This window comes from Enterobacter sp. B79-1 (assembly GCF_057444735.1).
Genome location: NZ_JBYAZJ010000001.1, coordinates 398,697 through 411,308 on the forward strand (window position 1 = coordinate 398,697; position 12,612 = coordinate 411,308).

The window sequence follows — 12,612 nt, forward strand, 5'->3', positions numbered from 1 at the left end:
GAGAGCCGCTACTTGCTCATGGTGGCGATGTTAAACACCTGCTCGAGCATCGGATTAAAGGTGAAGCCTTTGACCTCTTTGTTCATCGCCAGCTGGTAGTTTTTCTGGAACAGATAAACGTAGGCCGCCTCGTCAATCACCACTTTTTGCGCCTGCTGGTAGTCTTTGGTGCGCTCGGCCTGGTCAGTGGTTTTCAGCGCCGCCTGAAGTAGGGCATCGACCTCTTTGTTCTCATAGAACGAGCGGTTGCCCGGCAGCCCTTTTTTGTCCGATTCGAACCAGTAGTTCATGAACATATACGGGTCGGCAAAGTCCGGGCTCCAGTTGCCGATGGCGATGTCGTAATCGCCTTTGCCCACGCGGTCGCGCATGGTGGCGTTGGCCAGTTTCTCCAGCTTGACGTTAATCCCGAGCTTGCCGAGGCTCGCCTGAGTGGAGAGGGCGATCGGCTCCCAGTTCGGATCGTTGTCGGAATAGAGGAACGTCAGACTGGCGGGTTTATCCTTCACTTTTTCCAGCGCCGCTTTTGCTTTGGCCTCGTCAAAGCTGTACTGCATGGCGGTGGCGTCATAGCCCCACATGCCGTCCGGGATCGGCCCGCGCATCTGCTTGCCATTGCCGCTCAGAATACCTTTCACCATCCCCTGATAGTCCGTCGCCCAGGAGACTGCCCGGCGTAAATCAGCCTGGTTCATCGGCGCTTTGCTGTTGTTCAAATAGAGATAGGTCACACGCAGGGACGGGTATTCCGCGACGGTCACTTTGCCCTCCTGCTTGAGGGCAGAAAGCTGATCCACCGGCAGAGAATCGGCGATGTCCAGATCGCCACGGGAAAGCTGCAGGCGGCGCGATGCGCTCTCGCCAATGATCTTCACCGACACGCGCTTAAAGTGCGGCTTGTCGCCCGGCCAGTGTGGGTTCGGTACCAGCACCAGCTGCTGGCCTTTCTGCCAGCTTTTCAGCATAAACGGGCCAGATCCCGCCGTGTTCTGCGCCAGAAAACCGCGTGCATCATCGGCGGAATTGGCTTTCAGCGCCGCCGGGTTAATGATGGAGGCCCCGTCGTTCGCCAGCGTATAGAGGAACGGGGCAAACGGCTGGCTGAGGGTAAATTTCACCGTGTGCTCATCAACCGCATCAATCTTGAGATCTTTCGGGAAGGCTTCCGACGGGCCCTGAGCGATTTTCAGCAGACGTTCGAAGGATAGCTTGACCGCCTCGGCGGTGACCGGCGTACCGTCGGAGAATCTGGCGTTGTCCGTCAGGGTAAATGTCCACTCTTTCTGGTCGTCGGACGCTTTCCAGCCCGTCGACAGATCGCCTTCCACCTCGGTCGTGCCCGGCTTGTATTTCACCAGACGTTGATAGGACGGGTAGGTGACCGTCCAGTCGTTGTTATCAATTGTCACCGCCGGGTCAAGGGTTTGCGGATCGGCCGCCTTGCCAATCACCAGCATATCTTTGGGAACGGCTGCCAGTGCAGCGGTAGAAGTTAACGCCAGCGTAGCGGCGATCAGGGTGGTCAGAAGCGTTTTTTTCATGGCCGGGCTCCAGTATTAACGTGCAGCGTGTGTGGTCGAAAAACAGGGAAATTGGTCGTCTAACAGCGGGTAGCCTGCGGCGTTTGGCAGCTCGAAATGCCACCATTCGCTGCTGATGCCCACGAATCCGCCGCCAAACATAATGGCGTTGAGCAGCAGGCGGTTGCGCTGTGCCTGCGGCGGTACGGAAGGGTGATACGGATGCGAGCGGTCGTGCATTTCGTCAAACCCGGCGCCCATATCCAGCACGTGACCCCGTTCATCCATCAAGGTGACGTCGATGGCGGTCCCCCGGCTGTGGTTCGAGCCAATGGCCACATCAACCACGTATTCCGGGTTTGGGCAGGCATCCCACAGCTGCGCCTGGGCCTCCTGCGGACGGTAGGCGTCGTAGACCACCAGTTTCAGTCCGGCCAGGGTAGCAATACCGATCGATTTCGCTAACGCGGTAGCCGCATCGGTATGCAGCAAGCATCGCGCTTCCTGATAAATCGGCCTGCCGGTGATGTTGTCATCGGTGGCGTATTTAAGATCGATATGCAGCGCGGGAAACGTCTTCGCCACATCAACCAGTTGATACTCGTCGGACATTGATCCACTCCTTTAGCGTTCGAATTGACCAAACTCTTGTTGTAGCTGTCGGTTTACCGCGAGGCGTTCCGGCAGCGCTTCACCCAGTGCTTCCACCACGCCCGAGAGCAGCAGGTTGAACAGGCAACTGACGGGGGCAAGTGAATCCCAGAAGTGTCCGGTATCGGTTTTCACCTGCAGTAAATCGATAGGGTAATCCCGCGCCCACGGACACCAGATATCGGTAATGAGCGCCATCGGAATGCCTTTTTCACTCGCGACGCGACAGTACTGACGGGCAATAGCGGAGTAGGCGCGGGTATCGGTCAGCACCACGTAGGGGTTCGCAAATCCTGAGTTCAGGGACTCCACCCAACTGCCGGATAACCCTTCTGAGTAGCTCACGCGCGGGCGCAGATATTCCAGATGGCTGAAGAACGCATTAGCGATCCCGCGCGTCGACTGAATACCCAGCACAAAAACCGCGTCTGCACGGGCAAGCTGATGGACCACCTGCCTGAAGGCCTCGCTTTGCGCCAGCTGGTACACCTGCGTAATCGCGTCGATTTCCAGGGAAAGCGAGTGCTGAACGCGGTCCGACAGCGGTTGCTGCTGCTGCCACGAGTCAAGACGCTCGTTCATGCCCCAGGGCTGATAAGGGTCGCGCAGGCTTTTTTTAGCATCGTCCAGATTGCGGTAGCCCAGCTTGCGCAGGAAGCGCCCGACGGTGATCCCGCTGGTCCCGGTAATCAGCGCCACGCTTTCTGCCGTTTCAAAGGGGATCTGCGCGGCGTGCGCCAGCATCCAGCTTGCCACCCGCTTTTCGCTTGGCGTGAGCTGACTGAAGGTCGCTTCGATACGGCTCAGCACTTCAGGTTGTGTCGTCATACCGCCTCGCTGTTAACTGGCTGTCAATTGCCGATTTTTTGTTACCTGATTAACAATGCAGGACGCGTGCCATGTTCACAGAGCGGGTAAAACCCGCTATGCAGCAAAGTTAATGCAATATTTATTTAACCAATGATCAACATTTGTGCAGCGTAGTTCACTTTTGGTGCATTGGTCGAAGCGGAGGAGAATGATTTTGGTGAATACGTCAGTGCCTTCACATTTTTGTTAAGATTGAAGGACACTGAGCTGGAAAGGAAAATCGGCATGGCGAATTGGCCCTGGCGTGTCAGCGTGCGGCTGATCGCGTTCGCAAAGAAAAGTATCCTGGTGTTGGGGATTATCCTGTTTGTACTGCTCGCCGTGCGGGTTTATCTCTCGCAGCAGGGGCCGGAACTGCACCGCTGGCATACCTGGCGCGCGGATGAAATGTCCGTCCAGGAGATGGACAAGGCAAATTTCGCCCAGTACCTGACCCGCGAAAACGCCATTTTCAGCGCGCTGGAAAACGAGGTGACGGCGAAAACGGAAGCAGAAGAGCAGACCCCTCTTAACCGCTACAATCGCCAGAGCCTGGTATGGCCCGGACAGTTTTCACCCGATGCCAACCGTTCATTTGTGCTGATGCCAAAAGGCAAACCACGCGGAGCGGTGGTGCTGCTTCACGGACTGACGGATTCGCCTTACAGCGTAAAACACCTAGCGGTTAACTATCAGCAGCACGGCTTTGTCGCCGTCGTTCCGCGCCTGCCCGGTCATGGCACCGCGCCCGGTGCGTTAACGGATGTCGACTGGGAGATGTGGATGGCGGCGACGCGGCTTGCCGTACGTGAAGCGACGCGTCTGGCGGGGGATGCGGTGCCGCTGCATCTGGTGGGGTATTCCAACGGCGGGGCGCTGGCCATGAAATATGCCCTTGATGCGCTCGACGCCCCGACGTTGCGTAAACCTCAGCAGCTGGTACTGCTGTCGCCCATGATTGGCGTCACGGCGTTCGCCCGTTTTGCCGGATTCGCCGGGCTACCCGCGATGTTACCGGCATTTGCCAAAGCCGCGTGGCTCAACATTGCTCCAGAATATAACCCTTACAAATATAATTCGTTTCCGGTGAACGCGGCGCGACAGTCGTGGTTACTGACGCAGGCGTTGCAGCAGCAGCTTAGCCATGATGCGCAGAACCACAGCCTCGACCAGCTCGCGCCGGTGATAGCGTTTCAGTCCATCATGGATTCGACGGTCAGTACCCGGGCGGTGGTGACGGGGCTGTTCGACCAGCTTCCGGCAAACGGCAGTGAACTGGTGGTATTTGATATCAACCAGGCGGCGAGCTTCCGTCCGTTGTTTAAACCCTCTTCCTGGACAGCGCTTGCCGATCTCCTGCCTGCGGCAAAAAGGCGTTACAGTGTCACGGTGGTGACCAATCGCAGGGCAGACAGTGATGACACGGTTGCTAAGATTACGCCTGCGGAGAGTACGCGTGAAACGGTAGTTCCGCTCTCCACTTCGTATCCGCAAGAGGTCTATTCGCTCTCGCATGTGGCCATCCCGTTCCCTCCTGAAGATGATCTGTATGGCCGTCATCCGGAGGTCAAAAACCGCTATGGCATCAGCCTGGGGACCATTGCGCTGTGGGGCGAGACATCGGTTCTTAGCGTCGGGAAGGATGCGCTCATGCGGGTCACGTCAAATCCGTTTTACGACTATATGCAGGAGCGGATTAACGGGCGCATTGAGGGGAATTAATTGGTTTAATGAATAGATTAGGCCGCAAGGGGGAAGTATGTTAAACAGTAACGTTCAGACGTTTACCTCATATCCGGACCCCGATTCTGTGCTTACTACTCTCATTTATCGAAGCCAGTGGAATTTATCCTGCAGCTCTGCAGAGCTCAGCGCGCTGGTTGAAAAGGCCAGGATCCGTAATACGGGGGAGAACATCACCGGTATTCTTCTCTCGAACGGAAGCGAAATTCTGCAACTTCTCGAAGGGAAGGAAGAGAGCGTGGTGAAGCTCTTCCATAAGATCCGCGAAGATAAACGGCATGCAGACGTGGTGGAGCTCATGCGGGATTACGGTCCGCGCCGACGTTTCGACAACGTCGGCATGCTGCTGTTCGATCTGCAGGTCCAATCGCAGAAAGAGGTTCTGGAATCAGTTCTGCATTACAGCAAGCTCGAGAGTTATCTGACATCTGACGATCGGGTGTTTAAATTTATCCAGTCGTTTATTACCGGCAGTAAATCGACATCGTCTGGCTCGCATTACGAACCGGAGAAATGGACGCTTTCCCGCGAGAGCACGGATTTTAGTGACGCCTTAGGGCTGTTCGCGGATCAACCCTGCCAGTTTGCCCTTCAGCCGATTGTCGAGCCCTCGGAAGGCAAAATTAGCTCTTTTGAAGCGCTGATCCGCGGAAATGACGGCGGAAGCCCGGAGCATTTCTTCAATGCTCTCGACCCGGATAAGATTTACGAGGTCGATCTGCAAACCAAAGCCTATGCCTTCGCGCTGGCCGAAAAACTGGGGATCGGGAGTCACAAACTTGCAGTGAACCTGCTGCCAATGTCGCTGGTGAATGTGCCTGGCGCGGTTGAGTTTTTGGTCGAACAGATCGGCAGGTACGGTTTACAGCCTGAACAGGTCATCATCGAAGTGACCGAAAACGAGATGATTTCCGGTTTCAATCAGTTTAACAGCGCCATTAAACAGCTGCGTGCAGAAGGGATTGGTCTGGCCATTGACGATTTTGGCTCTGGCTATGCCGGACTTTCTCTGCTGACCCGATTCCAGCCGGATAAAATTAAAATCGACCGGGAGATTGTCAGCAATATTCACCTGAGCGGTCCGAAGCAGGCGATTGTGCGCTCAATCATCAGCTGCTGTACCGACCTTGAAATTACCCTGGTGGCCGAAGGCATCGAGAAGCTCGAAGAGTGGTTCTGGCTTGAGTCTGCCGGAATACGCCGTTTTCAGGGCTTTTTGTTTGCACGCCCACAGCTGAATGGCGTATCTGATATTAACTGGCCGCATATGACGCGGTGATCGCACATTCCATACATTTCCTCCTCGACTATTTCCCCCTCATGCCAGGCTGTGCTTAAATAGCTAAAACGGTTTAACATTGTTTAGCAAAGAGGGTGACATGAAAAAGATCTGGGTTCTTGGTGATGCCGTAGTGGATCTCCTGCCAGATGGGGAAGGCAGGTTACTGCAATGCCCCGGCGGCGCACCGGCAAACGTGGCGGTTGGCGTTGCGCGGCTGGGGGGAAACAGCGCGTTTATCGGCAGAGTGGGCGACGATCCTTTTGGCCGCTTTATGTATCAGATATTAGCTGATGAGCAGGTTGAGGTGCGGCAGATGCGCCTTGACCCTGCGCATCGTACCTCCACAGTGGTTGTCGATCTGGATGACCATGGCGAACGCTCGTTTACCTTCATGGTGCGCCCGAGCGCCGATTTGTTTCTGGAACCCGCCGATCTGCCGTCCTTCAGCGCCGGTGAGTGGCTGCACGTCTGCTCCATCGCCTTAAGCGCAGAACCGAGCCGCTCAGCGGCGTTTCAGGCGATGACCTCCATCAGGGAAGCGGGTGGTTACGTCAGTTTCGACCCCAATATTCGCCCTGATCTCTGGGCTGATGAGAACGAACTTCGCCGCTGCCTCGAACTGGCTTTGCAGCACGCAGACGTGGTCAAACTCTCCGTTGAGGAGCTGACGTTTTTAACCCACGACGCTCAGGTAAAAACCGGGCTGGCGTCACTCATGCGCCGCTGTCCGGCCCGTCTGGTGCTGGTCACGCTGGGCAAAGAGGGCGTTATCGCCTGGCATGATGGCGCCGTGAAACACTATCCGGCAACCTCCGTGGAGTGTGTCGATACGACCGGAGCAGGTGATGCCTTCGTGGCCGGTCTTCTGTACGGACTGGCCGCCGGTCAGGAACTTGTCCCGGTCATCGGACTCGCGCAGCGCTGCGGCGCGTTAGCCACGACGGCGAAAGGCGCAATGACCGCGCTGCCTTACCATCACGAACTGTAATTCCCCCCTTTGGCCGCCCGTCGGCGGCCTGAATTGTCGCCTCGATCACACAAACTAAATCGGTTTAGCAAAAAACATTGCCGATCCAAATTTCACAGGTTTAGTATCAGCAACCTAAACCGGTTTAGCAATTTAGCACTTTTAATAAATTCTTTTAGGGATGCGACAAAATGTATAAAAAACGCAGACTTGCCGTGATGATAGGCATGCTGGCCGGCAGTACCTCTGTTTTTGCCCAAACGGATATGACAAGCATCGAAGCGCGCCTTGCCGCGATGGAGCAGCGCCTCCAGGCTGCGGAAACCCGCGCACAGGTTGCCGAGAAACGCGCCACGGCGGCGGAGCAAAAAACGCAGCAGCTGGTGGCGGCACAGCAGCAGACGCAAACCACCACTCAGGCGGTGGCGCAACGTACGACGGTGCTGGAGAAAAAAGCGGACCAGAGCAGCGGGTTCGAGTTCCACGGCTACGCCCGTTCCGGCCTGCTGATGAACGACGCGGCCTCCAGCAGCAAAAGTGGTCCATACCTGACGCCAGCCGGGGAAACCGGTGGTGCGGTAGGTCGTCTGGGTAATGAAGCAGACACCTACGTTGAGCTGAACGTGGAGCACAAACAGACGCTCGACAGCGGGGCGACCACCCGCTTCAAGGCAATGCTTGCCGACGGTCAGAAGACCTATAACGACTGGTCCGCCGATACCAGCGATCTTAATATTCGTCAGGCCTTTGCCGAACTGGGAAATCTGCCAGATTTTACCGGCGCGCTAAAGGGCAGCACCTTCTGGGCGGGTAAACGATTCGATCGCGATAACTTTGACATTCACTGGCTGGACTCCGACGTGGTGTTTCTCGCCGGAACCGGCGGCGGCGTGTATGACGTGAAGTGGAACGAGAACCTGCGCAGCAACTTCTCGATTTATGGCCGCAACTTTGGCAGCGAAGAGGAGATCGACAATAACGTTCAGAACTACATCCTCAGCATGAACCACTTCGCCGGTCCGCTCCAGGTCATGGTCAGCGGCTTACGCGCGAAGGATAATGACGACCGTAAAGACAGCAGCGGCGATCTGATTAAAACCGATGCGGCGAACAACGGCGTGCACGCCCTGGTCGGCCTGCATAACGAGAGTTTCTACGGGCTGCGTGAAGGTTCCGCCAAAACGGCGCTGCTCTACGGCCACGGTCTGGGCGCCGAGGTCAAAAGCATCGGTTCGGATGGCGCGTTGCTGTCGGAAGCCGATACCTGGCGCTTTGCAAGTTACGGTGTCACGCCGCTCGGCGGTGGCTGGCATATCGCGCCTGCCGTGCTGGCGCAGAGCAGCAAGGACCGCTACGTGAAAGGCGACAGCTATGAGTGGGTCACCCTGAATACGCGCCTGATCAAAGAGGTCACGCAGAATTTCGCCCTCGCATTCGAGGGCAGCTATCAGTACATGGACTTAAACCCGGAAGGCTACAAGGATCGCAATGCGGTCAACGGCAGCTTCTACAAGCTGACCTTCGCCCCGACGTTAAAAGCGGGCAAGATTGGTGATTTCTTCAGCCGTCCGGAGCTGCGCCTGTTTGCCACCTGGATGGACTGGAGCAGCAAACTGGATAATTACGCCAGCGATGATGCCTTTGGCAGCAGCGGCTTCAACGCTGGCGGGGAATGGAACTTTGGGGTTCAGATGGAAACCTGGTTTTAACCCATCACGCTCCCGCCTGGCGGGAGCGTTTCGCACATCATAAAAAAGAAGTCAGGCAGAGGTATCTATGGATTTTAATCAAATCGCCCGCGAGCTTATTCCGCTGCTCGGTGGCAAGGAAAACATCGCCAGCGCCGCCCACTGCGCAACGCGTCTTCGTCTGGTGCTGGTCGATGACGCGCTTGCCGATCAGCAGGCTATCGGCAAGGTCGAGGGTGTAAAAGGCTGTTTTCGTAACGCCGGGCAGATGCAGGTCATTTTTGGCACGGGCGTGGTCAACAAGGTTTACGCGGCGTTTATTCAGGCGGCGGGTATCAGTGAATCCAGCAAGTCGGAAGCGGCAGATATCGCAGCGCGCAAGCTCAACCCGTTCCAGCGCATCGCGCGTCTGCTCTCCAATATTTTTGTGCCGATTATCCCGGCGATTGTGGCCTCGGGTCTGCTGATGGGGCTGCTCGGGATGGTGAAAACCTACGGCTGGGTTAACGCGGACAACGCGCTCTACATCATGCTGGACATGTGCAGCTCGGCGGCGTTTATCATTCTGCCTATCCTGATTGGCTTCACCGCCGCACGCGAATTTGGCGGCAACCCCTACCTGGGGGCCACGCTTGGCGGGATCCTGACGCACCCGGCGCTGACCAACGCCTGGGGCGTGGCGTCCGGCTTCCACACCATGAACTTCTTCGGGCTTGAGATCGCCATGATTGGCTATCAGGGCACGGTGTTCCCGGTGCTGCTGGCCGTCTGGTTTATGAGCATTGTCGAGAAAAATCTGCGCCGCGCGATCCCGGACGCGCTGGATCTGATTTTGACGCCTTTCCTGACCGTGGTGATCTCCGGCTTTATTGCGCTGTTGATTATCGGCCCGGCAGGGCGCGCGCTGGGCGACGGCATCTCCTTTATCCTGAGCACGCTCATTGAACACGCGGGCTGGCTGGCCGGGCTGCTGTTTGGTGGGCTTTATTCGGTGATTGTGATCACCGGTATTCACCACAGCTTCCACGCCATCGAGGCCGGGCTGCTGGGTAACCCGTCGATTGGTGTTAACTTCCTGCTGCCTATCTGGGCCATGGCGAACGTGGCGCAGGGCGGTGCCTGTCTGGCGGTGTGGTTCAAGACCAAAGATGCCAAAATCAAAGCCATTACCTTACCCTCGGCATTTTCTGCGATGCTGGGCATCACCGAAGCGGCCATTTTTGGTATCAACCTGCGCTTTGTTAAACCGTTTATCGCCGCGCTGATTGGCGGCGCGGTGGGCGGTGCCTGGGTGGTGTCGGTCCATGTCTATATGACCGCCGTTGGCCTGACCGCTATTCCGGGAATGGCTATTGTGCAGGCCAGCTCGCTGCTCAACTATATTATCGGCATGGTGATTGCGTTCGGCGTGGCGTTTACCGTCTCGCTGCTGCTGAAATATAAAACGGACTCTGAATAATGACCTTCGCTTCCCGCTGGCCTGCGATATTGCAGGCCGTCATGAAGGGCCAGCCGCGCGCGCTGGCCGACAGCCATTACCCCGCGTGGCACGCCGCGCCCGTGACGGGGTTGATGAACGATCCCAACGGGTTTATCTGGTTCGCCGGGCGCTACCACCTGTTTTATCAGTGGAATCCGCTGGAGTGCGATCATCGCTACAAGTGCTGGGGACACTGGAGTTCAGCGGATCTGGTGCACTGGCAGCATGAGCCGCTGGCGCTGATGCCGGATGAAGAATATGACCGCAACGGCTGCTACTCCGGCAGCGCCGTGGACAACGGCGGCGAACTGACGCTGTGCTACACCGGCAACGTGAAGTTTGACGACGGCAGCCGCACCGCCTGGCAGTGCCTGGCCGTCGAACAACCGGACGGAAGCTTTAAAAAACGGGGCCCGGTGCTGCCGCTGCCGGACGGTTATACCGGACACGTCCGCGACCCGAAGGTGTGGCAACACGACGGGGAGTGGTACATGGTGCTGGGCGCACAAGACGTGCAAAAGCACGGTAAAGTGCTGCTGTTCACATCCAGTGATTTACAGCGCTGGCAGCCTTGCGGCGAGATTGCCGGTCACGGCGTCAACGGCCTGTCGGACGCGGGGTATATGTGGGAGTGTCCGGATCTGTTTGCCCTCGACGGGACGCACGTGTTGATCTGCTGTCCGCAGGGGCTGGCGCGCGAGCCGCATCGCTACCTCAATACCTATCCGGCGACCTGGATGAGCGGGGCGTTTGACTATCAGCGCGCGACGTTTGATCACGGCGAGCTACATGAACTGGACGCCGGGTTCGAGTTCTACGCCCCGCAAACCACGCTGGCGGAAGACGGACGGCGTATCCTCATTGGCTGGATGGGCGTGCCGGACGGGGAAGAGATGCTCCAGCCGACGCGGGCCCATGGCTGGATCCACCAGATGACCTGCCCGCGTGAACTGCGGTATCGCGACGGCAGGCTGTGGCAAGCGCCCGTTCGTGAACTGGAAACGCTGCGCGAGACCGAATGTCAGTGGCGGGGTGCTGCCCGCGGTGCGCCCGCTCTGGATGCGACGAGTCTTGAGTTTGAGCTGGAAACGGCGTGTGTGAATGTGGATTTTGCCGGCGCGATGCGCCTTCGCTGGGATGAGAAGGGGCTGCGTCTTGAACGCGCCAGCCTGAAAAACGGCGAAACCTTGACCCGCTACTGGCTGGGTGACGTTAACCATTTACGCGTGCTGTGCGACCGTTCCAGCGTTGAGATTTTCATCAATCATGGCGAAGGGGTGATGAGCAGCCGCTATTTTCCTGCTCATCCGGCTCAGGTGTGCTTCGAAGGTGCGTCCGACATCACATTACGCTACTGGTCGCTGCGCCGCTGCATGATAGAATAGGGGTTTTGGCAGCCGGATCTAAGTCGTTGTGAGAAAAACAAAACGCGTCACAATTAAAGACATCGCGGAGCTGGCGGGGGTTTCAAAAGCCACCGCCAGCCTGGTACTGAACGGACGCAGCAAAGAGCTTCGGGTGGCGGAAGAGACCCGCGATCGCGTTCTGGCAATTGCCAAAGAGCATCACTATCAGCCGAGCATTCACGCCCGTTCGCTGCGTGATAACCGCAGCCACACCATTGGTCTGGTGGTCCCGGAGATCACCAACTACGGTTTTGCCGTCTTTTCTCACGAACTGGAAACACTGTGCCGCGAGGCGGGTGTTCAGCTGCTGATTTCCTGTAGCGATGAGAATCCGGGGCAGGAGACCGTGGTGGTCAAAAACATGGTGGCGCGCCAGGTGGACGGCCTGATTGTGGCCTCCAGCATGCTGAATGATGCGGACTACCAGAAACTGAGCGAGCAACTGCCCGTTGTCCTCTTTGACCGCCATATGAACGACAGCTCTCTGCCGTTGGTCATTACCGATTCGATTACCCCCACGGCGGAACTGGTGGCCGAGATCGCCCGCCAGCATCCTGATGAGTTTTATTTCCTCGGCGGGCAGCCACGGCTTTCCCCGACGCGGGACCGTCTGGAAGGCTTTAAGCAAGGTTTACGTGAGGCCAACGTCGAGCTACGTTCGGAGTGGATCATTCACGGCAACTATCACCCGAGCTCCGGCTACGAGATGTTCGCTGAGCTTTGCGCGCGCTTAGGCCGTCCGCCTAAAGCCCTCTTTACCGCCGCCTGTGGCCTGCTGGAAGGGGTATTGCGCTATATGGGGCAACATAACCTGTTGCAAAGTGATATCAGGTTAGCCAGTTTTGACGATCATTATTTGTATGATTCGCTGACGATACCGGTTGATACCATTCGCCAGGACAACCGCCAGCTGGCGTGGCACTGCTTTGATCTGATTGGGAAATTGATCGACGGCGAGGCGCCGCAACCTGTGCAGCGGAAGCTGGATGCTACCCTTCAGCGGCGCTATAAGTCAGCGGTATAGCC

The 12,612-nt window shown here is 57.3% G+C and carries 10 protein-coding genes; 7 read left to right on the plus strand and 3 right to left on the minus strand.

Annotation, left to right across the window (positions count from 1 at the left end; translation table 11 throughout):
• Positions 1 to 8 precede the first annotated feature (8 nt).
• The 3 genes from AC2T6E_RS01970 to AC2T6E_RS01980 are packed head-to-tail and all read right to left on the minus strand — an operon-like array spanning position 9 to position 2,999.
• On the minus strand, positions 9 to 1,541 hold the full coding sequence (locus tag AC2T6E_RS01970) for an ABC transporter substrate-binding protein (RefSeq protein WP_108417420.1): 1,533 nt from the start codon (positions 1,539 to 1,541) through the stop codon (positions 9 to 11).
• Between the two features lie 15 nt (positions 1,542 to 1,556).
• Positions 1,557 to 2,132 carry a D-alanyl-D-alanine dipeptidase gene (ddpX, locus tag AC2T6E_RS01975; protein ID WP_010431314.1) on the minus strand — a complete coding sequence of 192 codons (576 nt, stop codon included), beginning with the start codon at positions 2,130 to 2,132 and terminating at the stop codon, positions 1,557 to 1,559.
• 12 nt (positions 2,133 to 2,144) lie between these two features.
• On the minus strand, positions 2,145 to 2,999 hold the full coding sequence (locus AC2T6E_RS01980) for a MurR/RpiR family transcriptional regulator (RefSeq protein ID WP_010431311.1): 855 nt from the start codon (positions 2,997 to 2,999) through the stop codon (positions 2,145 to 2,147).
• A gap of 267 nt (positions 3,000 to 3,266) precedes the next feature.
• Between AC2T6E_RS01980 and AC2T6E_RS01985 the strand changes: the two genes are divergently transcribed.
• The 7 genes from AC2T6E_RS01985 to AC2T6E_RS02015 all read left to right on the plus strand — a co-directional run bounded on the left by AC2T6E_RS01985 (position 3,267) and on the right by AC2T6E_RS02015 (position 12,610).
• Positions 3,267 to 4,742, plus strand: coding sequence for an alpha/beta hydrolase (locus tag AC2T6E_RS01985; RefSeq protein ID WP_486690360.1), 1,476 nt, complete (start codon positions 3,267 to 3,269; stop codon positions 4,740 to 4,742).
• Between the two features lie 88 nt (positions 4,743 to 4,830).
• Entirely contained in the window at positions 4,831 to 6,042 is a 1,212-nt protein-coding gene (locus AC2T6E_RS01990; protein WP_265186038.1) for a diguanylate phosphodiesterase, read from the plus strand.
• A 100-nt stretch (positions 6,043 to 6,142) separates the two neighbouring features.
• Complete coding sequence (locus tag AC2T6E_RS01995) at positions 6,143 to 7,033, plus strand: aminoimidazole riboside kinase (RefSeq protein ID WP_330752047.1); 891 nt, start codon at positions 6,143 to 6,145, stop codon at positions 7,031 to 7,033.
• 170 nt (positions 7,034 to 7,203) lie between these two features.
• Positions 7,204 to 8,721, plus strand: a complete 1,518-nt coding sequence (locus AC2T6E_RS02000; protein WP_211445560.1) for a carbohydrate porin — start codon at positions 7,204 to 7,206, stop codon at positions 8,719 to 8,721.
• Positions 8,722 to 8,788: 67 nt separating this feature from the next.
• Positions 8,789 to 10,159: a sucrose-specific PTS transporter subunit IIBC gene (locus AC2T6E_RS02005; protein ID WP_010431297.1), complete on the plus strand. Its 1,371-nt coding sequence runs from the start codon at positions 8,789 to 8,791 to the stop codon at positions 10,157 to 10,159.
• Positions 10,159 to 11,565 carry a sucrose-6-phosphate hydrolase gene (locus AC2T6E_RS02010; protein ID WP_486690363.1) on the plus strand — a complete coding sequence of 469 codons (1,407 nt, stop codon included), beginning with the start codon at positions 10,159 to 10,161 and terminating at the stop codon, positions 11,563 to 11,565. The genes AC2T6E_RS02005 and AC2T6E_RS02010 overlap by 1 nt, the downstream gene beginning before the upstream one ends.
• Positions 11,566 to 11,593: 28 nt before the next feature.
• The gene (locus AC2T6E_RS02015) at positions 11,594 to 12,610 is read left to right on the plus strand and encodes a LacI family DNA-binding transcriptional regulator (protein ID WP_330752040.1); all 1,017 of its coding nucleotides are present in this window, start codon (positions 11,594 to 11,596) and stop codon (positions 12,608 to 12,610) included.
• Positions 12,611 to 12,612 lie beyond the last annotated feature (2 nt).

Coding starts and splice junctions, on each gene's coding strand:
- AC2T6E_RS01970 (WP_108417420.1), bottom strand. CDS start 1,541: ATGAAAAAAACGCTTCTGACCACCCTGATCGCCGCTACGCTGGCGTTA.
- ddpX (WP_010431314.1), bottom strand. CDS start 2,132: ATGTCCGACGAGTATCAACTGGTTGATGTGGCGAAGACGTTTCCCGCG.
- AC2T6E_RS01980 (WP_010431311.1), bottom strand. CDS start 2,999: ATGACGACACAACCTGAAGTGCTGAGCCGTATCGAAGCGACCTTCAGT.
- AC2T6E_RS01985 (WP_486690360.1), top strand. CDS start 3,267: ATGGCGAATTGGCCCTGGCGTGTCAGCGTGCGGCTGATCGCGTTCGCA.
- AC2T6E_RS01995 (WP_330752047.1), top strand. CDS start 6,143: ATGAAAAAGATCTGGGTTCTTGGTGATGCCGTAGTGGATCTCCTGCCA.
- AC2T6E_RS02000 (WP_211445560.1), top strand. CDS start 7,204: ATGTATAAAAAACGCAGACTTGCCGTGATGATAGGCATGCTGGCCGGC.
- AC2T6E_RS02005 (WP_010431297.1), top strand. CDS start 8,789: ATGGATTTTAATCAAATCGCCCGCGAGCTTATTCCGCTGCTCGGTGGC.
- AC2T6E_RS02010 (WP_486690363.1), top strand. CDS start 10,159: ATGACCTTCGCTTCCCGCTGGCCTGCGATATTGCAGGCCGTCATGAAG.